This window comes from Solirubrobacter soli DSM 22325 (genome assembly GCF_000423665.1).
Classification (GTDB): domain Bacteria; phylum Actinomycetota; class Thermoleophilia; order Solirubrobacterales; family Solirubrobacteraceae; genus Solirubrobacter; species Solirubrobacter soli.
In genome coordinates, this window is record NZ_AUIK01000022.1 from 166,928 (window position 1) to 187,299 (window position 20,372).

A 20,372-nucleotide genomic window follows, 5' to 3' on the forward strand; every position below is an offset into this window, starting at 1 on the left:
ACATGTACAAGAATTGGGAGGTCACCTGGAGCGGCGAGCTGCCCGGCACGCCGCAGCAGATCTTCGACGGCTTCACGCGCGACAACGCGTCGTACATGTGGCCCGTGACGTACGAGCCGCGCGTGGGCGGCGCGGAGACCGGCCTCACGAGCGGCGGCGGGAAGGTCACGGCGTGGGAACCGCCCAGCCACTTCCGCACCGAGGCGAGCAAGGACGACGGCTGGTTCAACCGGCTCGACTACCGGATCGACGGCCACCACCTCACGCTGGTGCACCACACGTGCGTCCAAGAGGACGAGTTCGACGTGCAGTACGACGCGTGCGTCCAGCACACCGATCTCTACATGCACTCGCTCGGTCAGTACCTCGGGCACTTCGTGGGGCGTGAGCCGCACTACCTCGGCTTCGACGACGTGCCCGGCAGCACCGCCGAGGTGCTCGAGCGGCTCGGGATCGGCGACGCGGGCGTCGGCGACCACGTCGCGCTCGGGGTCGTCGACTACCGCGACCGCACGATGATCGGCGTGCGCGGGGAGAACGAGCTGGTCCGCGTGTGGGGGCGCGACGCCTGGGGCTGGCCCGTCGGCGTGTCGGTGCACTCGTTCGACGGACCGGCCGACGAGGCCCACTGGCGTGCGAAGGTGGGCGCCTGATGCCTCAGTACGCGATTCTCATCTTCGAGGCCACGCCCGCCTCCGAGCTGCCGCCCGAGGTCCTCGAGGCCCACGGCGCCGTCGACCGCGAGATGGAGGCGCGCGGCGGGAAGCTCCTCGCCGGCGTCGCCCTGGAGACCGACGACACCGCCACCTCGATCCGCGGCGACCTGCTGACCGACGGCCCGTTCATCGAGACCAAGGAGGGCCTGGCGGGCCTGACCGTCATCGAGGCCCGCGACCTCGACCACGCGATCGAGCTCGCCAAGCTCGTCCCGATCGTGAAGGGTGGGGTGGAGGTGCGGCCGCTCTTGGGCTTTGTCGCGTTCTGAGGCCGCCGTGGCCGAGGCGCACCGGCGCGAGTGGGCGTTCGTGCTCGCCGCGACGGTGCGCGTCACCCGCGACCTCGACGCGGCCGAGGACGCCGTCCAGGACGCCTACCTGTCGGCGCTCACCGCATGGGAGCGCGACGGCGTCCCGTCGCGTCCCGGCGCCTGGCTGACGACCGCGGCGCGTCGCACGGCGCTCAACGCGCTCGAGCGTCGCAAGACGCTCGAGACCAAGCTCCCGCTGCTGCTCGAGGCTGAGGCCGAGCCTGTGGACACCGAGGACTTCATTCCCGACGACCGACTCCGGCTCGTGTTCACGTGCTGCCATCCGGCGCTCTCCCGTGAGGCCCAGGTCGCGCTGACGCTGCGGCTCGTGTGCGGCGTGACGACGCCCGACATCGCCGGCGCGTTCCTCGTGAGCGAGCCGACGATGGCCGCCCGGCTCACCCGCGCGAAGAAGAAGATCGCGGCGGCCGGCATCCCGTATGTCGTGCCCGCGGACCTCGCCCCGCGCCTGGATGCCGTGCTGGCGGTCGTGTACCTGCTCGCCACCACCGGCCACACCGCGCCGTCAGGCGAGCACCTGGCCCGCGCCGACCTGGCCGAGCGCGCGCTCGACCTCGCCCGCATGCTGCGACTGCTGCTGCCCGACGAGCGCGAGGTCGCCGGGCTGCTCGCGCTGCTGTTGCTCCTGCGCGCCCGCGCGGCGACCCGCGACGACGTGCTCTCGCAACAGAACCGGTCGGAGTGGGACCGCGCGCTGATCGCCGAGGCCGACGCGCTGATCGTCGCCGCACTCCAGGCCGGACCGCCGGGTCGCTTCACCCTCCAGGCCGCGATCGCCGGCCTGCACGCCGCCGCCGAGAGCTACGAGACCACCGACTGGCCGCAGCTGCTGATCCTCTACGACCTGCTGCTGCACGTCTGGCCGTCGCCCGTCGTCGCGCTCAACCGCGCGGTGGTCGTCGCCGAGGTCCATGGCCCGGAGGCCGCACTCGAGACCGTCGACGCGATCGAAGGCCTCGACACCTACCGCTACCTCTGGTCGACCCGCGCCGACCTCCTGCGCCGCCTCGACCGTCACGAGGAGGCGGGCGCCGCCTACCGCGAGGCCCTCCGCCTCACCGAGAACTCCACCGAGCGCGCCTTCCTCGAGGCCCGGCTCTGACCCTTGCACCCACCTTGCATACCGGGGTCAGACCCCGGTATGCGGGCGGGATGCGACTTGTATGCAAGATGGATACAGGGGTCAGGCCCGTTTAAGAAGCGCGCGGAAGCGGGTGGGGTCGAAGCGGCCGGCGACGGGGTGCTCGACGGCGGCGGAGGCGGCGGCGACGCCCTCGCGGACGGCGTCGATCAGGGGGACGCCGCGTTCGAGGGCGGCGGCGAGCGCGGCGGTGAGGACGTCGCCGGCGCCGATCGGGTTGACGACGTTCACGGGCGGGGCGTCGATCCACACCGGCTCGTGGTCCCAGGCGATCGCCGCGCCGGCGGCCGCGGCGGTGACGACCGCGGCCTCGGCGCCGCGGCGGACGAGCTCACGCGCCGCCTGCTCCGCCCGGGGGCGCGCGTCCGGGGCGGCGTCGACGGCCTCGTCCGGGTGGCCGTGCAGCACGCCCTCGGCTTCGCCCAGGTTCGGCACGACGACGTCGGGATAGGCGGACAGCGAGGCGGCGAGCGCGGCGCCCGCCGCGTCGACCACCGAGCGGCGGCCGGCGTCACGCGCCCGCGCGACGAGCTTCGCGTAGCCGTCGTCCGGCGCGCCGGGCGGGAGCGAGCCGCTGCAGACGAGCACCGCGTGATCGGCGAGGTCGTCGTCCACGATCGCCTCGAAGGTCAGCCACGCATCGTGCGGCAGCTCGGGCCCCGGTTCGTTGATCACGGTCGCGCGGCCCGGCTCGAGCACGATCGTCGTCGAGCGGATCTCGCCCGGCGCCGGAACGCCCTGCAGCGTCACGCCCTCCTCGGCGATCATCGCCGCCGCCGCGCGGCCCGTGTAGCCGGGGATGAAGCCGACCAGGGACGCGGGCGCGCGCAGGAGCAGCGCCGCGCGGGCGACGTTCAGGCCCTTCCCGCCGGGCGTGACCGCGACGTCGCCGACGCGCAGGACCTCGCCCGGGCGCAGCTCAGCCAGCCGCGAGGTGCGGTCGATCGTCAGGTTCGGGCCGGCGATGATCACCCGGCATTCGGGAGGTCACCGCTGAGGATGACCTTGCCGGGCTCCTTCGCGCCCTTGCCGTCGAGCGTCACGAGGATCGTGTCGTACTCGGCGAACCACTGCGGGAACTTGTCCACGTCGGCGTTGCCCGGCCCGGCCGCGGTGAGCTCGCCGTTGGAGCCGACCGCCTTCTGGACGTCGCCGAGCAGCTGCGCCCCGCCGCTGTTCTTGCGCAACCACAGCGAGTACCGCTCGTCCGCCTTGTTCGGCGTCACGCCCGTCGCCGCGACCGCGAACCGGACGGTCCCGTCATTGGCCTGGAACAGCCGCATCAGCCCGACCGCCTGCGAGCCTGCGGGCCCCTTGAGCACGATGTCGTTGGCCCCCTGCGACGTGGTCGCCGTCGCGGTGGCCGTCGCCGTGGCGGTCGCCGCCGCGGTCGAGGACGGCTCGTCGCCGCCGCGGGTGAAGACGAACACGAGCACCGCCGCGACGAGCACCACAGCGGCCCCGATGAGCAGCGCGCCGCCGAGCCGCGACGACCCGCCGGAGGTCTCGCCGTCGGCGGGCGCGGAGTGGGGCGGCTCGCCGCCACCGGCCGCGTCGCTTCTGCCGCGCGCGTCGTCGTCGCCACCCACCGCGGGCTCGCCGAGGCCCGCCGCAGCGAATGTCTCGGTCGCGCTTGGGCGCTGGGCGCCGCCGGCGTCGTCGCGCCGCACCGCGGCCTCGTCGAGGCTGCTCCCGTTGACGCGCGGGGCGGCTTCGTCAGGCGCGGCCGGCAACGCGGGCACGGACTCGCCGCCCGGCGCGCCGCGCAGCGTCTCGGCGACCGTCGAGGCCCATCGCTGCGCGGCGGGGTCGCCCAGGATCAGCGCACGCGTCCGGGCCGCGTGGGCCTCGGACTGCTGGCCGAGCAGCCAATCGGCGATCTCGCCCACGCGCGGCGGGGGCAGCAGGTCCGGCGCCAGGCCGGTCAGACCGTTGCGGGCGCGCGCACGGATCGTCTCCTCGGGCATCCCGAGCATGTCGGCGAGCTCACCGTAGGAGCGTCCCTGGCGGAGGACGAGCTCGACGGCGGCGCGTTGGTCGGGCGCCAGGCGATCGAACGCGGAGGCGCTTGAGCGCGACGGCATCTTCTCGCCTAGCCTAGTGGAGTTGGCGGATCTGATCGACATCAAGCTCCTGGAACGCACGGAAAACGAGGTGCGTGCGCAGGTACCCGTTACGGACCAGCTCAAGCAGCCGCTCGGGCTCGTCCACGGCGGCGTCTACGCGACGATCGCCGACATCCTCACCGCCCACACGGGCCGGGCGGTGTCCAACCAGACGAGCTTCCTGCGGCCGATCACGGGCGGGACGATCCACGCGACGGCGCGTCGCCGCCACGGCGGTCGCACCACGGAGGTCTGGGAGGTCGACATCACCGACGACCAGGGGCGCCCGTGCGCGCTGGTGCGGACGACGATCTACCCGGAGGGGCCTTGACCGAGCCAGGCGTCCGCGAACTCGCGGAGCTTCGGGTCGTCCGGACCTGACGCGATCAGCCGCCGCCGCCACGCCAGCGCCTGCGTGCCCGCGCCGGGCCGGTGCGCCAGGATCACGGCCTGGCCCGCCCCTGACAGGAACGCGTCGAACGGGCCGCCCTGCACATCGCGCTGCAGCGCGACCAGCGCCTTGGGCGGCTTGGCCTGGTCGTAGGTGACGATCACGTTGCCGTTCTGGAGGGCGTCGAGGATCTGATCGTCGGTGAGCTCGGTCTGATCCTTGAGGACGTGCTCCTCGCGATGGCGGCCTGACGTCGGCGGCCGGTCCGCGGGCGACGCGGGTGTGACCGGCCCGCTCTGGAGCCCCGAGCCGCGGTCGGGCTCGAGCGTCCCGGGCCCGGAGGCCTCGTTGACCTGGCTGGAGTCCTGCGAGGTCAGCAGGGCGATGAGCGCGACGCAGCCCACCGCGGCGACCACCACCGCGGCGACGACGATAAGGACCCGTCTCACAGCGCTCCCACCGCCTCGGGATGCCCGAAACCGCAACCTTGATGCCGCGACAGGCGCCGGCCGGGCTCTCTCACGCCTTGACCGGCGGCCGCCGCCGCGCGCGCTTGACCGGGGCGCCCGCGATCGCGGCGAGCTCGGCGATCGCGGCGTCCAGGTCGGCTGCGAGCGCGTCGATGTCCGCAAGCGCGTCGTAGTCGCCCAGGAGACCGAAATAGATCCCGCCGTCGTAGGACATGATCGCGATCCCGAGCGCGGTGTTCAGAACGAGCGGGACCTTCGGGTAGAACGCCTCCAGGCGCCTGCCCATCACATACAACGGGACCTGCGGGCCGGGCACGTTGGTGACCGTCAGGTTGAAGAAGCGCTGGCGCGACTGCAGCCGGGCGGCCTGGTCGAGCACGGTCGGCGCCGCGGCGTCGGCGAGCCGCGTGATCGCCTGCGCGCCCACGGCCTGCCCGGACTCCTTGAGCCCCTTCATGGCGCTGTTGATGAACCGGTAGCGCTCGACCGGGTCCTCGAGCCCGACCGGCAGCGGCGCGTACATCGCCGCGACCTGGTTGCCGAGCGCGCCGCGGTCGGCGTCGGCGCGCACGGAGATCGGCACCATCGCCTTCAGCTCGAGCCCCTCGGGGTCGCGGCCGTGGCGGAAGAGGTGCGCCCGCAGCGCGCCCGCGACCACGGTCAGGACGACGTCGTTGATCGTCCCGCCCAGCTCGTCCTTGATCGCCTTGAACGTCGCGAGCTCGGCCGACGCCCACGCGAAGCGCCGGTGCGGCCCGATCCGCACGTTCAGCGGGCTCGGCGGCGCGCCCGAGACCCCAGCGGCGGCCATCGCGGCCAGGCCGGCCACCGAGCGCCCCGCGGCCACACCGGCCTTGTCCGGCGCCGAGAGCACCCCGCGGGCGAAGCCGAACGGCGCGGTCAGCCGTTCGCGGATCGCCGCGGCCAGCAGCTCCGCCCGGCCGGGGACGGGACGTGCCGCCCAGGCCGGCGGCTCGGCGGCCTCCGGCGGGTCCGGGTCCAGGTCGAACAGCACGGTCATGATGTCCACGCCGGAGATCCCGTCCACCAGCGCGTGGTGGGTCTTGCAGATCAGCGCGAAGCGGTCGTCGGCGACGCGGTCGACGAGCCAGATCTCCCACAGCGGCTTCTCGCGGTCGAGCTGCTGGGAGAAGATCCGGCCTGCGAGCCGCTGCAGCTCGTGCTCGCCCGCGGGGTCCGGCAGCGCCGTGTGACGGACGTGATAGCCGGCGTTGAAGTGCGGGTCGTCGACCCACAGCGGGCGCGCGGCGCCGAGCGGGGCGAACGCGAGCCGCTGCCGGTAGCGAGGCACGAGGTGCAGCCCGCCCGCGATTCGCGCGACGAAGTCGTCGTAGTCCGGCGCGGGCCCTTCGAAGAGCAGCACCGAGCCGACGTGCATGTGTGCGCCGTCCTTCTCGAGGGCAAGGAAGGAGGCGTCCAGGCCGGTCAGCCGGTCAGGGTTCGGCATCGGCACGACATTGTCTCACCTGCCTGATGTTTGAGAAACCTTCAACAGGGTGTATAACCCTCGTGTGGATGTCGACCTGCGTGATCCTCAACAATTCCGGCGCGCGTTCAACGAGCACCACCGCGCCGTGTACAGCGCCGCGTTCCGGATCGTCAACGACGCGGGACAGGCCCAGGACGTGGTCCAGGACGTCTTCCTGCGCCTCTGGCGCCGGCCGGGTTCGTTCAACCCCGAGCGTGGCGACCTCGGCACCTACCTGCGGCTGATGGGCCGCTCGCGCGCGCTCGACCTGTGGCGCGAAGGGCAGGTGCGCGGGCGTGCGGCGGACCGCTTGAAGCTCGTGACCGACGAGGTGCCCGTGGTGGAGGACCACCCGGCCGTCATGGCCGAGCGTGACCAGGATCGCGCCGAGGTCCGCGAGGCGCTCGGCCGGCTCCCGGAAGCCCAACGCGAAGCGCTGGTGCTCGCTTACTGGGGCGGGCTGACGGCCGATCAGATCGCCCGCCGCTCACACGTTCCGCTGGGAACTGCTAAGAGCCGGATCCGGCTCGGTTTGGCTCGGCTGCGCGAAGAATTCCCCGTCGCCGTGTAGACCCCGACAATTGTCGGGTTTGCACGCTGACATCTGAGATCGGTGGTAAGGTCGAACGCTCGTTCGGTCAAGCCGAGCCGCGAGCGCTCGAAGCGCTCGCGGGTGGGGGATCCCTAGAAGGACAAGCGCCTCCGGGAGGAGTGAGGTGCGCGGGGATCGCTGTGACGCCCTGTAGGCAGACCTGGCCGGACGTGGGAATACAGGAGGATCGATGTCGCGATCCACGCTGCGCCGCGCGCTGCGCGCCGGCGCACTGTGCCTCACGGCTACGACCACGGCGGCCGTCATCCCGGCTGCTGTTGACGCGAAGGTCGGCGTCAGCGCGAAGCGCTTGAACATCACGACCGGCAGCCGCGTCACCGTCAAGGGACGCACCGCGGCGCCGATGACCGCAAGCCTGCAGATCCAGCGGCACGGCCGCTGGGTGACCCTCGACCGCGATCGCACCAACCGCGCCGGGAAGTTCGTCCTGCGCAAGCGGCTCCGGGGCGCCATGAGCACCCGCGCCCGCGTGCGCCTCAACAACGGCGAGACGCGCGTGATCGGTCGTTTGAACGTCTATCGCCGCGCGCTCGCGTCGTGGTACGGGCCGGGCCTGTTCGGCAACAAGCTGGGCTGCGGCGGGACGCTGCAGGTCGGCTCGCTGGGCGTCGCCAACAAGTCGCTCCCGTGCGGCACGAAGGTGACGATCCGCCACCGCGGGCGCGTGGTTCGCGTCCGGGTGATCGACCGCGGCCCCTACGTGGGCGGCCGCGAGTACGACCTCACCGCCGCGACCGCGCGCAAGCTCGGCTTCAGCGGCCACGGTGTGGTCGAAGTCACCAGGTAGTACGAACATACGTGCGTCCGGGGCCGCGCCTAACCTCATCGGTGTGGCCCCGAAGCGCGTGATCGCCCACCTCGACTGCGACGCGTTCTACGCCACGGTCGAGCTCATCCGGCGACCGGAGCTCAAGGGCAAGCCGGTGATCGTCGCCGGCTCCGGTCCGCGCTCGGTCGTCACCACGGCGAGCTACGAGGCGCGCAAGTTCGGCGTCGGCTCGGCGATGCCCGCCTCGCAGGCGAAGCGGCTGTGCCCGACGGCGATCGTCATCCCGCCCGACTTCACCGCCTACCGCGAGAAGTCGCGCGAGGTGTGGGAGCTCGTGCGGGCCAAGCTCGACCGCGTGCAGTCGATGGGGCTCGACGAGGCCTACGCCGACCTGACCGGCGTCGAGAAGCCGCTGCGCGTGCTGCGCGAGCTGATCGACGACGTGAAGCAGCAGACCGGCATCCAGATCTCGGCCGGCGTCGGCCCCAACCGGCTGATCGCGAAGTGCTGCTCAGACCTCGGCAAGCCCGCCGGCTTCGTGGCGATGGGTCGCGAGGAGGCGTGCATCCGCTTCGCGACGGCGCCGACCCGCCGCCTCCCCGGGATCGGGCCGAAGACCGCGGAGCGCCTGGCGTCGCTCGGCTACAGCACGGTCGCCCAGCTGCAGGAGGCCGACGAGGGCGAGCTCGCCCATCGCTTCGGCGACCGCACCGCCCGCTACCTGAAGGCCCGCGCGTCCTTCTACGACGACTCGCCGGTCGAGACCGAGGGCGGCCCCGCGAAGTCCGTCTCCACCGAGCGGACCTTCGACTTCGACATCGCCTCCGCGGAGGAGCTCGAGACGATCCTGCGCACGCTCTCCAAAGAGCTCTGCGAGGGCCTGCAGAAGAAGGAGCGCCAGGGCCGCACGGTGGCGATCAAGGTCCGCCTCGCCGACTGGACGACGGTCACCCGCGCCCGCACCCTGCCGGACGCGACCAACGACACCGCGCTCGTGACCGACACCGCGATGGAGCTGCTGCGCGCCTACGCGCCCACCCAACCGGTCCGGCTGTTGGGCGTGCGCCTGGCGGCGTTCGACGACCTCGAGCCGGACAAGCCGCCGGCGCCGGTCGCGCCGGTGGGGCAACTCGCGCTGCCGCTGTAGGCGGGCGCGGCGCGGGCCGGGCCGCGCGGACGCGGCGCGGGTGGGGGCGGCGTCGATCGGTGGCGCGGCGCCCGCCGGGCGCGGCCCGGGTGGGCGCGGCGTCGATCGGTGCCGCGGCGAGACGCGGCCGGGCGCCTAGTAAAGCGCCGAGGCGAGCTTGCGGCGCGACTCGCGCGCGAGGGGGTCGCCCGGGCCGAGCTCGTCGAGCACGCCCACGACGACCTTGCGCAGCTCGTCCTTGCGCGCCTCGTCCGAGCTCGCCGCGATCGCCTCGATCAGCGCGTCGAGGCCCGCCTCGGTCTCGCCCGCGTCGAGCTGCGCGAACGCCGCGGCGAGCGCCTCGTCGTCGGAGAGTCGCAAGCGGGTCGCCAGGCCGTCGGCCACGAACGACGACGGCACGTTGGCCAGCACGTCCAGCGCGCCCTCGCGGTCGCCGGCAGCAGCGAGCGAGCGGGCGAGCGGGATCGCGGCGTCGGCGCGGCCCGGCTCGAGCTCGAGCGCGCGGCGCAGGTTGGAGTCGCCGCCCTCGGCGATCAGCGCGTCGGCCTCACTCGGCACGATCCGGTCCAGGAAGCGCTCGACCTGCACGGGCGGGAGCGCGCCGATGAACTCGTCGACGACCTTGCCGTCCTTGAACGCCTTCACGGCCGGGATCGACTGGATGCCGAAGGCCTGGGAGAGCCGCGGGTTGGCGTCGGTGTCGACCTTGACGAGATCGACCTGGCCGGAGCGCGCCTCGACGGCCTTCTCGATCACGGGGCCGAGCGAGCGGCACGGACCGCACCACTCGGCCCAGAAGTCGACGACCACGGGGTGCTCGTAGGAGCGCTGGATGACGTCGCGCTCAAAGGTCTCTTCAGTGGCGTCGATGGGCACCCCTGCGAGGATAGTCGGCATGGATTTCCGGATCGACGCGGACGGCGTGATGCTGGCGGGCTCCGAGGACGGGCAGGGGAGCCCGGTCGTTCTGCTGCACGGGCTGACCGCGACGCGGCGCTACGTGGTGATGGGCTCCAAGGCGCTCGAGCGCGCCGGTCATCGCGTGATCGCCTACGACGCGCGCGCCCACGGGCACTCCGCGCCGGCCCGCGACCCGCGCGACTACGGCTACGAGCGCCTCGCTAGCGACCTCGAGGCGCTGCTCGACGACCGCGGCATCGACCGCGCGGTCCTGGCGGGTGCCTCGATGGGCGCGCACACGCTCACGCACTTCGCGCTGACCCGCCCCGACCGCGTCGCCGGCCTGGTGATCATGACCCCCGCGTACGACCCCGAGGACGACCGACCCGGCCAGATGGACCGCTGGGACCGCCTCTCCGACGGGCTGCGCAACGGCGGCGTCGAGGGCTTCGTCGCCGCCTACGGCACGCCGAACGTGCCGGAGAAGTGGCTGGAGACGATCGACCGCGTGCTGCACCAGCGCCTCGCCGCCCACGATCACCCCGACGCGCTCGCCGACGCGCTGCGCGCCGTCCCCCGCAGCCGTCCCTTCGAGCAGTGGAGCGACCTGCAGGCCATCGACGCACCGACGGTCGTCGTCGCCAGCCGCGACGAAGTCGACCCCGAGCACCCGTACGCGACCGGCGAGCGCTACGCGGCCGCGATCCCCGGCGCCGAGCTCATCTCCGAGGAGCCCGGCACCTCCCCGCTGGCGTGGCAGGGCGCGCAGGTGTCGAAGGTGATCAGCGATCTCGCGACGGCTGCGGCAACCGCGCCATGAGCAGCAGCGCGCACTCGACGACCAGCTCGCGGTCGTAGGACGTCGCGAACAGCCATTGGCCGTCGGAGTCGCGGCGCGCGACGAAGCAGACGCCGAACCCCGGTCCGAGAGCGACCTCGGTCCACGTGTCCTCCAGCAGCCCCGGCTCGACGACGCCGACGAAGCCGAGCGAGTCGCGCAGCGCCTCGTAGCGCGCCGGCGCGTGCAACCGGTCGGGCGCCGCCAGCAGCATGCCGGTCGGGCCGAGTGCCGACGCCTGCGCGGAGAGCATCGCCGCCGCGCGCTCGGCCAGCTCGAGCGGCCCGCGCGTCGGGCGCTTCCAGTTCGTCACCCGCTGGTAGGGGAGCGGACCTGAAGGATCGCCGCCCGACCCGGCCAGCCGCAGCGGCCGCCCCGGTTTGGGCAGGGGCGAAGGCAGCGGCCCCGGCTCGCCGAGCATGAAGCCCTGCCCGAGGGTCGCGCCCGCGGCGCGAGCGGTCTCCAAGTGCGCCTGCGAGTCGATTCCCTCCGCCAGCACGGTCGCGTGCCGGCGCTCCGCCTCGGCGCCGACCGCGGTCACCACGCGCGCGACATCCAAGGGGTCTCGCTCGGCCAGGAGCTTCAGATCGAGCTTGATCACGTCGGGGTAGAGCAGCGGCATCGTCGCCAGCGAGCGCGAGTCGCCGCCGACGTCGTCCAGCGACACGCCCCACCCGCGCGTGCGCAGGCGCGTGAGCGTGCCCAGGACCGACTCCGGGCTCTCGGTCAGCGCGCTCTCGGTGATCTCCATGATCAGCGTCGCGGACCCGTGGGGGAGATCGGGGAGGTCGAGCTCCAGAGCGCCCGCGTCGGCATTGAGGAAGAGCGCGAACGGTGCGCCCAGTCCGGCGGCCGCGGCGTCCCGCAGCGCCGCCGAGCGGCACTCGCGGTCGACCTCGCTCAGCCGTCCCTCCGCCCGCGCGCGGGCGAAGAGCTCCTCGGGGGATGAGCCGTCACGCGGCCGCGCGAGCGCCTCGTAACCGACCACGCACCCGTCGCGCAGATCCAGGATCGGCTGGAACGCGGCGACGATCGCTTCATCTCGGCGGACAGCCGATCGAGACCCCATCGGGCTGCTCACGCTCTGCATTCAAGCTCATTCGCCAGGAGAGATCGGGCAGACCTTTGGGAACGACAACGGCCCGCCCCCCGGGGAAGGGGAGCGGGCCGATGGGTGTGGCTTGTCGGTCGGGCTACTTGCCGGTCTTGGCGACGACCACGCGGACCTTCTCGCCCGCGTCGACCGCGACCTTCAGCTTGGCCGCCTTGGAGCCGAGCTTGACCGGCTTGGTGCAGGGCTGCCAGTCCGGGCTCGCCGGATCGGTCGGGCAGGCCCAGGCGCGGTAGCCGCTCTTGAAGCCGGCCGCCGCCGTGACGGTGACCGTCGCCTGGCCGCCCGCCTTCGGCACGACCGCGGACGTCTTCGCCATGACCTTCCCGTTCCCGCTCTTGAGCGAGACCGGAGCGGCCGCGGCGAGCACGGAGCCCGTCGTGGCGGACGCGACCGGACCGAGGATCGCCGCGGCGTAGACCGTGGTCGAGCCGCCGGCGCCGACGCCCGTGACGGACGCCTTGATCTTCTTGCCGGCGTCGTCGGCCTGCAGGACGTACGTGCGGTCCGTGCCCGTCACGATCTCCGTGCAGGTGGTGGCGCAGCGCCAGAACGTGGTCTTGACCGTCTCCGACGTGCCCGTCCAGGTGCCGGTGGTGGCGGTGACCGTCTGGCCGACCTTGGCCGTGCCGGTCAGGACCGGGATCGGGCTCGCCGCCGGCGGGGCCGGCTTGACCTTCGCGCTGGGCGCGGACGTCGCGGACACGGCCGCGTCCGGGTTGGTCGCCGTGACGACCGCGCGGATCGTCGCGTCGACGTCGGCCGGGACGACCTTGTACGTCGCCGCGATCGCGCCGGAGATGACCGAGCAGTTGTCGCCCGAGGCGTCGCAGCGCTTCCAGCTGTACGCGTAGGTGGTGTCCGTGGTGGTGGTCCACGTGCCCTTCGACGCGGTCAGCGTGGTGTTGACGACGCCCGTGCCGGTGACGGCCGGAGCGGCGGTGTTGACCGGCGGGACGGCCGCGACGACGCCGGTGGCGTCCGACGTGGTCGTACCGGCGCCCGTCGTGTTCGTACCCGTCTGCTTGACGCGGATGGTCGAGCCCTCGTCGGCCTTGACCAGCACGTAGGCGGCACCGGTCGCACCCGTGATGGCGACGCAGTTGTCACCGTCGGTGTCGCAGCGCTGCCACTGGTAGGTGAACGTGGTCGGGTAGTCGTTCCAGACCGGCATGTTGGCCTTCAGCGACTGCTGGCGGGCGGCGGTACCGGTGATGGTGATGTCGGCGTCGACCGTCGGCAGCGGGAGCGGCTGGATCTCGCTGGACGGCTCGCTCTCGATGCTCGCGGTGCGACCCGGGGAGGTCACGCTGACGGCGACGACGAGCTTCTTGTTGGTGTCGGCGACGGTCGCGGTGTACGTCTTGGCGGCCGCCCCCGTGATGTTGACGCAGCCGGTGCCGTCAGCCGCGCAGCGCTTCCACTGGTACGCGACCTTGGTCAGCGGAACGCTCCACTGGCCCTCGGTCGCGGTCTGGACGCCGCGGACGGCGGCGGTGCCGCTGATCGCCGGCTTGACCGAGTTGGTCAGCGCGCGGCCCTCGAGCGTGTTGGTGACCGCCGACGCCGCGGTGGTGGCGACGTTCTGCGAGTTGGTCGCCGTGACCCGCACGCCGAGCTTGACGCCGACGTCGGCCGCCACCGTGAGGTACGTGGCGTTCGTGGCGCCCGCCAGCACGGCGCAGCCCGTCGAGTTGGCGTTGACGGCGGCGACCGGGCAGCGCACCCACTGGTACTTGTAGGTGTGCGTGAGGTTGCCGGCCGAGGCCCAGTCACCCGGGTCGGCGGTCAGCGTCGACGCGTCGGTCAGCGTGCCGGTGATCGTCGGGAGGTCGGTGTTCGCCGGGGTGGAGAGCACCGGGCCGATCTCCTTCGAGAACGCCGCGGTCGAGCCGTCGCCGTTGGTGGCGGTGACCTTCGAGCGGACCTTCAGGCCGGCATCGTCGTTGGTGAGCGTGTACGTGGCCGCGGTCGCGCCCGAGATGTCCACCCAGCTGCCGCTGTCGCTGCGCTGCCACTGGTAGGCGTAGGTCGGGCCCGTCGGGGTCCAGGTGCCCGCCGTGGTCGTGACGACCAGGCCGGTGCGGGTGGTGCCGGAGGCGATCGGGAGCGCGCCGTTGACCGGCAGGGCCGTGGTGACGGTGGCGGTCGGCTCGGAGGCCTTGTCCACCGCGCCGTCGACGTTGGTCGCGGTGACCTTCACGCGGACGGTGTCGCCGAGATCGTCGGCGGTCAGCGTGTACGTCGCGGCCTTCGCGCCCGTGATGTCCACGTAGCCGGAGCCGTCGTCACGCTGCCACTGGTACGTGTACGCGTTGCCCGCGCCCGTCCAGGTGCCCGCGGTCGCGGTCAGCACCTTGGTCCGCTGCGCGGTGCCCGTGACCTTCGGGGCGACGGTGTTGACCGGCAGGTCGGCGACGACCGGGCCGACGCCGACCGAGACGGCCGAGACGGCGGTGTCCGGGTTGGTCGCGGTGACCTTCGAGCGGATCGAGGCGCCCTTGTCGGCGACGGTCAGCACGTAGGTGTTCTTGGTGGCGCCGGCGATGTCGGCGTAGCCGGAGCCGTCGTCGCGCTGCCACTGGTAGGCGTAGGTGTTGCCCGCGCCGCTCCAGGAGCCCGCGTTGGTGGTGAGCGTCATGGCGCGCTTGGGCGTGCCGGTGACGGCGGGAACCGCGCTGTTGACCGGCGGGTTCGCCTCGATCGGGCCGACGTCCTCGGAGTTGCCCGTGGCGGTGCCGTCGACGTTGGTGCCGGTGACGACGACGCGGACCTTCGCGCCCTTGTCGGCGAGCGCCAGCGTGTACGTGGCCGCGATCGCGCCGGTGATGTTGGCGTAGCCGGAGCCGGTGTCGCGCTGCCACTGGTACTTGTACGTGTTGCCGACGCCCGTCCACGTGCCGGCGGTCGCGGTCAGCACGCTCGCGCGGGTCGCGTTGCCGGTCGGCTTCGGGACCGAGCTGGCGACCGGGAGCGACTTGGCGACCGCGTCGGTCTCGGCGGAGTTCGCCGTGGCCGTGCCGTCGACGTTGGTGGCCGTGACGACGACGCGGATCTTCGCGCCCTCGTCGCCCAGCACGGGCGTGTACGTGGCGGCCGCGGCGCCCGTGATGTTCACGTAGCCGGTGCCCGGGTCGCGCTGCCACTGGTACTTGTAGGTGTTGCCGGCGGCGCTCCAGGTGCCGCTCGTGGCGGTCAGGACCGAGCCGCGGGCGGCCGTGCCGGTGACGGGGGGCGCGACCGAGTTGGCGGGCGGGTCCTTGACGACCGGGCCGAGCTCGCCGGAAGCGGTGGCCGGGCTCGCGCCGATCGCGTTCTTGGCCGTGACGAGGACCCGCACCGTGGCGTTGACGTCGGTCGAGGTGAGCGTGTAGCTGGCCGTCGTGGCGCCGGCGATGGCGACCCAGCTCGAGCCGGTGTTGCGCTGCCACGCGTAGACGTAGCTGGTCGGGTTGTCGGTCCAGCTGCCGGTCGTGACGGTGAGGACCTGGCCGCGCTTCTCCGAGCCGGAGACGACGGGCGGCATCTTCGAGGTCGGCGCGATCGGCTTGATCGGGCCGATCTCGTTGCCCGTGCCCGTGACCGAGCCGTCGTTGTTGGACGCCTCGACGACGACGCGGACCTTGCCGCCGACGTCATCCTGCGTGGTCACGTAGGTGGAGTTCGTGGCGCCGGAGATGTCGACCCAGCCGGAGCCCGGGTTGCGCTGCCACTGGTAGGCGAACGTGGTCGGGCTGGCCGTGTACTTGCCGGCGGTCGCGCTCAGCGTCGAGGCGCGGTTGACCGAGCCGGAGACGATCGGGTTGGCGACGAGCTTGGGCTGCGGGTCCTGGTCGACCATCGGGCCGACCGAGCGGGCCTCGAGCACGTACTTGTTGACGAACGCCCAGCTGAGCGTCGCCCAGCCGTGGTCGCCCCAGCCGGTGCCCCACTGGTTCTCGATCCGCACGCCGGTCGTGTCATAGCCGAGCGCGGTGACCGCGTGGCCGCCCATGTTGGCGCCCGAGACGGTCGAGTACAGGCCGCCGTTGGCGGTCGAGACGTTGTAGAAGTTCTGGTAGACCGGGATCGCGAGCACGACGGGCTTGCCGTCGGCGATCGCGGTCTTGATCGACGCCTGCGTGACGGTCGCGCCGGTGGCCTGGGAGACCGCGAGCAGCTCCATCGCGGTCATCTTCCACTGCTGCGCGTTGGCCTTCTGGGCGTCGGTCGGCTTGGTGGTGTAGTTGTAGTTGCCCTGGGTGTAGTCGGCGAGGTTGTCGACGCCGGTCGACATCGCGATGTTGGCGTGCGACGGCAGCGTCGTGCCGACGTTCGCGCCGTTCGTGACCTGCGAGTAGGTGAACATCGGGGCGAGCGGGCCGCCCGAGATCCCCTGCTTGTTCATCCAGTAGCCCATCGCGCTGTAGTCGACGGCCCAGGCGGCGCAGGAGTTGATCTGGCCCTGGTCGCCGACGGGCATCGCCCATTGGGTCAGGTCGACCGCGTCGGGAAGATCAGCAGCCTCGGTGACGACATCGGACATCGCCTTCGCGGTGGGCTTCGGCTGCGGCGAGAGCTCGAGCCCGAGCCCGTGGAGCGATCCGGCTTCGGTGGCCGGCGTGAGCGGCTCCATCGGCGAGTCCCAGGCGAGCGCGCGGGCCGGCAAGGTACATGCGAACAGCAAGACGAGGAGCGTCAGTGCTGCGACTCGTCCCTTCCCTTCGATTCGCCATCCGTGGCGGGTGGTCATCCGTGTCCGATCCCTTTGGTGTTGAGGTGTCCTTAAACCTGCTCTTGGTCACTGATCGACACTCCGCGGGCGTTCTTGGGCGGACTCGACACTTGTACGGCGTAGGCTGCCTTCGGTGAAAGTCGCCGGCTACAGCGGCACGCCACTGCCCAAGAAGCTGGGGATCAAGCCACAGAGCCGCGTGCTCGTGCTCAACGCGCCCGACGGCTTCGACCTCGAGGGCGTCAAGGTGGCGCGCCGGGCGACCGGGATCGCCGACGTGATCCTGTCCTTCCACACCGAGCGGCGCGACCTCGAGCGGCGCATCCCGGTGCTGCGCGAGCGGATGGAGCAGAACGGGCGGCTGTGGATCGCGTGGCCGAAGAAGGCGTCCAAGCTCGAGACCGACATCACCGAGAACGTCGTCCGCGACCTGGCGCTGGCCAACGCGCTGGTGGACAACAAGGTCGCGGCGATCACGGAGATCTGGAGTGGTCTGCAGTTGGTCATCAGGGTCAAGGACCGACTACCTTGAGCCTCATGGACCTGCCTGAAGACCAGCGCCTCAAGGACATCTCGCCCAAGGCGTACGAGCATCCCGCGGATCGGGCCGCAACCGCTGCGCTGCAACAGATCCCGATGATGGACACGGTCGTGCGCAGGCTGATCGAGTTCGGCGAGCGGTCGATCTTCCAGCAGCTGATGGCGAGCGCGGTCCGGCTCAGCCCGGACCAGATGGGCGAGGTCTACGCGTCACACCGCGCGGCGCTGGCGCGGCTGGACATCGACTACGTGCCGGATCTCTACATCTGGCAGATGCCGCTCACCAACGCGATGGCGATCGGCTCCAAGAAGCCGATCGTGGTGCTCAACTCGGGCACGGTGAACCTGATGGACGAGCAGGAGCTGCGCACCGTGCTCGGGCACGAGGCCGGCCACATCCTCTCCGACCACGTGCTCTACCAGACCGCGCTGTACATCCTGCTCGTGCTCGGCGCCGGCCCGCTGTCGCGCCTGCCGTTCTTCGCCGGCCTGCCGCTGCTGGCGATCCGGCTGGCGCTGCTGGAGTGGTACCGCGCCGCCGAGCTCAGCTGCGACCGGGCGGCCACGCTCGTGACCCGCAGCCCGATGTCGACCTGCCAGACGATGATGGTCATGGCGGCCGGCATGCCCTCCCGCAAGCTCAGCCTGGACGCGTTCGTCAACCAGGCGAACGAGTACGTCGACTGGGAGCCGGGCTGGGACAAGCTGATGCGCTTCGGCCGCGAGTTGACGCTGACGCATCCGTACCCGGTGCGGCGCGTGCACGAGCTGATGAAGTGGGTGCGCTCGGGCGAGTACGACCGGATCATCAACGGCGAGTACGTCCGCCGCGGCACCCGCGCCGACGCCCGCGAGGAGGCCGGCGACGCCGCCGAATACTACGCCGACAAGTTCCGGACGATCTTCAGGGAAGCCGGTGACGGGTTCTCCAAGGCCGGCGACAAGGCGGGCGACGCCGCCGACCGGCTGTCGGACTGGCTGAAGAGCAAGTAGTCCGCCGGCACCGGCTTGGAGTAGTGATACCCCTGCGCGACGTGGCACCCCAGGTCGCGCAGCGCGATCGCCTGCTCGCCGGTCTCGACGCCCTCGGCCACCGCGGTCACGCCGAGCGCCTGGGCGAGCTGGATGATCGCGGTGATGATGGCGCGCGCGTCGTTTGACTCGAGCAGGCCGTCGACGAACGACTTGTCGATCTTGATCACGTCGACGGGCAGCAGGTACTTGAGGTGTGACAGCGAGGAGTAGCCGACGCCGAAGTCGTCGATCGCCAGCCGCACGCCCAGCGTCTTGAGGCCCTGGAGGATCCGCTGCGCGGCCTCCGGGTGCTCCATGATCGCGCTCTCGGTGATCTCCAGGCACAGCGCCGACGGCGGAAGCCCGTTGACGCGCAGCGCGGTCTCGACGACGCCGGCGAGCTGCGGGCTGGAGAGCTGGCGGGGCGAGAGGTTGACCGCCATCACGAACTCGATGTGACCCTCGGCCCGCCACGCGGCGGCCTGGCGGCACGCCTCGCCCAGCACCCACTCGCCGATCTCGACGATCAGCCCGCTCTGCTCGGCGACCGGGATGAAGCGGGCGGGGGAGATCGCGCCGTGCAGGGGGTGCTGCCAGCGCAGCAGCGCCTCGACGCCGAACATCCGCGACGTGTCCGAGAGCATGACCTCGGGCTGGTAGGCGAGCGACAGCTGGCCCGCGGCGAGCGCGTCGCGCAGCTCGGCCTCGAGCTCGAGCCGCTCGACGGCGCGCGAGCGCACCGAGCGGTCGAAGAACTCCAGCTGTGCCTTGCCGTTCTCCTTGGCCTGGTACATGGCGGCGTCGGCGTCGCGCAGCAGCTCCTCGGCGGTCACGTCGGTGCCGTCGGCGACCGCGATGCCGATGCTCGAGGACAGGAAGCGCTGGCGGCCGTCGAGCACGAACGGGCGCTTGATCTCCGCCGCGACCCGGTCGGCGACCCGGCGCAGGTCGGAGAGGCTCATGATCCGCTCGAGCAGGATCACGAACTCGTCGCCGCCGAAGCGGGCGATCGTGTCGCCGGGGCGGACCGCGTCGGTCAGGCGCTCGGCGGCCTGGACGAGCAGCTCGTCGCCGGCGCGATGGCCGAGCGAGTCGTTGATGACCTTGAAGTCGTCGATGTCGGCGAACAGGACCGCGAGGCGGGTGTTGGTGGTCTTGCGGCGCTCGAGCGCGTCGGCCAGCGCGATGTCGAACAGCGCGCGGTTCGGGAGCCCGGTCAGCGGGTCGTGGTGGGCCTGGTGGTCGAGCCGCTCGGCGTCGTGCTTGCGGGCGGTGATGTCGACGCCCTGGGAGATGTAGTGATCCGGGCTGCCGGCGCTGTCGAGGATCAACGAGTGGCGCCAGATGAACCAGCCGAGCGTGCCGTCGGCGCGCACGTAGCGCTGCTCGGCCTCGGGCGCGTCGGACTCAGGTGGCCAGCTCGCCTTGAGCGCGGCCTGGTCGGCGGCGGGCGCGAAGTCCCAGAAGCGCGCGGCCTGGGTCCCGACGCGCTCGCGCAGCTCGTCGTTGGTCTGCAGCAGCTCACCCGCCGGCGACACGAGCGCCATCGCCACCGGCGCCGCGTCGAACGCCCGCCGGAAGCGCTCCTCCGAGCTCGCGGTGGCGGTGCGGGCGGACTCGTTCGCGCGCCACGAGATCAGGTTGGCGACGGCGAGCGCGGCGACGAACAGGCCATGGACCCCGGCCCAGGCCCACGCGTAGCGGTCGTGGTTGAACACCGCGCCGGTCTCCCAGAAGCTGATCACGCCGTGCTGGAGCACGACGAACGTGATCGCCATCAGGTACGCCCACCACTCCTCGTAGAGCGCCAGCGCGCCCACCATCACGAAGTAGTGGAAGTGCGCCTCGGTCGTGCCGTGCCAGGAGACGACGACCAGCGCCGAGCACGACAGCAGCGCCATCGCGCACATCGACGAGCGCCAGCCGCGACCCAGGCGCGGCCAGCAGGCGAGCGCGCCGAAGACCGCGGGGCCGATGTCGAACGCCCAGCCCGCCGCGAGCGACCAGCCCTGGCTGACGGCGAACGCGGGCAGCAGCACGAGGTGGATCGCCAGCACCGCGAGGAGCCCACGGTGACGCACG

At 72.1% G+C, this 20,372-nt stretch carries 18 protein-coding genes; 10 read left to right on the forward strand and 8 right to left on the reverse strand.

Going from position 1 to position 20,372, the window contains the following annotated elements; translation table 11 throughout:
- Nucleotides 1-2 precede the first annotated feature (2 nt).
- From G569_RS0117240 to G569_RS0117250, 3 genes are read left to right on the forward strand one after another with little or no spacing between them, the layout of a single operon-like run.
- Entirely contained in the window at nt 3-653 is a 651-nt protein-coding gene (locus G569_RS0117240; RefSeq protein ID WP_028064327.1) for a hypothetical protein, read from the forward strand.
- Entirely contained in the window at nt 653-985 is a 333-nt protein-coding gene (locus G569_RS0117245; RefSeq protein WP_028064328.1) for a YciI family protein, read from the forward strand. The genes G569_RS0117240 and G569_RS0117245 overlap by 1 nt, the downstream gene beginning before the upstream one ends.
- Nucleotides 986-1,025: 40 nt before the next feature.
- The gene (locus G569_RS0117250) at nt 1,026-2,150 is read left to right on the forward strand and encodes an RNA polymerase sigma factor (RefSeq protein ID WP_028064329.1); all 1,125 of its coding nucleotides are present in this window, start codon (nt 1,026-1,028) and stop codon (nt 2,148-2,150) included.
- Nucleotides 2,151-2,231: 81 nt separating this feature from the next.
- On the opposite strand, the gene G569_RS49260 is transcribed toward G569_RS0117250, so the two are convergent.
- Complete coding sequence (locus G569_RS49260) at nt 2,232-3,161, reverse strand: 1-phosphofructokinase family hexose kinase (RefSeq protein ID WP_053226505.1); 930 nt, start codon at nt 3,159-3,161, stop codon at nt 2,232-2,234.
- On the reverse strand, nt 3,158-4,273 hold the full coding sequence (locus G569_RS0117260; RefSeq protein ID WP_028064330.1) for an RNA polymerase sigma factor: 1,116 nt from the start codon (nt 4,271-4,273) through the stop codon (nt 3,158-3,160). Before G569_RS0117260 ends, G569_RS49260 begins: the two co-directional genes overlap by 4 nt.
- A 22-nt stretch (nt 4,274-4,295) precedes the next feature.
- On the opposite strand from G569_RS0117260, the gene G569_RS0117265 reads away from it, so the two are divergent.
- A complete protein-coding gene (locus tag G569_RS0117265; RefSeq protein WP_245602505.1) occupies nt 4,296-4,625 on the forward strand; it encodes a PaaI family thioesterase in 330 nt (109 codons plus the stop codon).
- Here G569_RS0117265 and G569_RS0117270 read toward each other — a convergent pair.
- Both G569_RS0117270 and G569_RS49265 read right to left on the reverse strand, forming a co-directional pair.
- The gene (locus tag G569_RS0117270) at nt 4,607-5,134 is read right to left on the reverse strand and encodes a DUF3105 domain-containing protein (protein WP_157592108.1); all 528 of its coding nucleotides are present in this window, start codon (nt 5,132-5,134) and stop codon (nt 4,607-4,609) included. The genes G569_RS0117265 and G569_RS0117270 overlap by 19 nt on opposite strands.
- 70 nt (nt 5,135-5,204) lie before the next feature.
- On the reverse strand, nt 5,205-6,623 hold the full coding sequence (locus G569_RS49265) for a WS/DGAT/MGAT family O-acyltransferase (protein ID WP_053226506.1): 1,419 nt from the start codon (nt 6,621-6,623) through the stop codon (nt 5,205-5,207).
- 64 nt (nt 6,624-6,687) lie between these two features.
- On the opposite strand from G569_RS49265, the gene G569_RS49270 reads away from it, so the two are divergent.
- The 3 genes from G569_RS49270 (at nt 6,688) to dinB (ending at nt 9,173) form a co-directional block, all read left to right on the forward strand.
- Nucleotides 6,688-7,215 carry a sigma-70 family RNA polymerase sigma factor gene (locus G569_RS49270; protein WP_053226507.1) on the forward strand — a complete coding sequence of 176 codons (528 nt, stop codon included), beginning with the start codon at nt 6,688-6,690 and terminating at the stop codon, nt 7,213-7,215.
- 211 nt (nt 7,216-7,426) lie between these two features.
- The gene (locus G569_RS61175) at nt 7,427-8,044 is read left to right on the forward strand and encodes a septal ring lytic transglycosylase RlpA family protein (protein WP_053226508.1); all 618 of its coding nucleotides are present in this window, start codon (nt 7,427-7,429) and stop codon (nt 8,042-8,044) included.
- Between the two features lie 43 nt (nt 8,045-8,087).
- Nucleotides 8,088-9,173, forward strand: coding sequence for a DNA polymerase IV (gene dinB / locus G569_RS49275; protein WP_053226509.1), 1,086 nt, complete (start codon nt 8,088-8,090; stop codon nt 9,171-9,173).
- A 135-nt stretch (nt 9,174-9,308) separates the two neighbouring features.
- Here the strand turns inward: dinB and trxA are convergent, their stop codons facing one another.
- On the reverse strand, nt 9,309-10,049 hold the full coding sequence (gene trxA / locus G569_RS0117295) for a thioredoxin (RefSeq protein WP_053226510.1): 741 nt from the start codon (nt 10,047-10,049) through the stop codon (nt 9,309-9,311).
- Nucleotides 10,050-10,068: 19 nt separating this feature from the next.
- Here trxA and G569_RS0117300 point away from each other — a divergent pair, with 19 nt between their 5' ends.
- A complete protein-coding gene (locus G569_RS0117300; protein ID WP_053226511.1) occupies nt 10,069-10,893 on the forward strand; it encodes an alpha/beta fold hydrolase in 825 nt (274 codons plus the stop codon).
- Here G569_RS0117300 and G569_RS58230 read toward each other — a convergent pair.
- Nucleotides 10,856-11,992, reverse strand: coding sequence for an EAL domain-containing protein (locus tag G569_RS58230; protein WP_169542164.1), 1,137 nt, complete (start codon nt 11,990-11,992; stop codon nt 10,856-10,858). The genes G569_RS0117300 and G569_RS58230 overlap by 38 nt on opposite strands.
- A 112-nt stretch (nt 11,993-12,104) precedes the next feature.
- Nucleotides 12,105-16,688: a C1 family peptidase gene (locus G569_RS58235; RefSeq protein WP_169542165.1), complete on the reverse strand. Its 4,584-nt coding sequence runs from the start codon at nt 16,686-16,688 to the stop codon at nt 12,105-12,107.
- Between the two features lie 181 nt (nt 16,689-16,869).
- Between G569_RS58235 and G569_RS0117315 the strand changes: the two genes are divergently transcribed.
- Both G569_RS0117315 and G569_RS61180 read left to right on the forward strand, forming a co-directional pair.
- The gene (locus tag G569_RS0117315) at nt 16,870-17,268 is read left to right on the forward strand and encodes a hypothetical protein (protein WP_028064336.1); all 399 of its coding nucleotides are present in this window, start codon (nt 16,870-16,872) and stop codon (nt 17,266-17,268) included.
- 5 nt (nt 17,269-17,273) lie between these two features.
- The gene (locus tag G569_RS61180) at nt 17,274-18,269 is read left to right on the forward strand and encodes a M48 family metallopeptidase (RefSeq protein WP_028064337.1); all 996 of its coding nucleotides are present in this window, start codon (nt 17,274-17,276) and stop codon (nt 18,267-18,269) included.
- Here the strand turns inward: G569_RS61180 and G569_RS58245 are convergent.
- Complete coding sequence (locus tag G569_RS58245; RefSeq protein WP_169542166.1) at nt 18,155-20,371, reverse strand: putative bifunctional diguanylate cyclase/phosphodiesterase; 2,217 nt, start codon at nt 20,369-20,371, stop codon at nt 18,155-18,157. The two genes, G569_RS61180 and G569_RS58245, sit on opposite strands and share 115 nt — an antisense overlap.
- Nucleotide 20,372 lies beyond the last annotated feature (1 nt).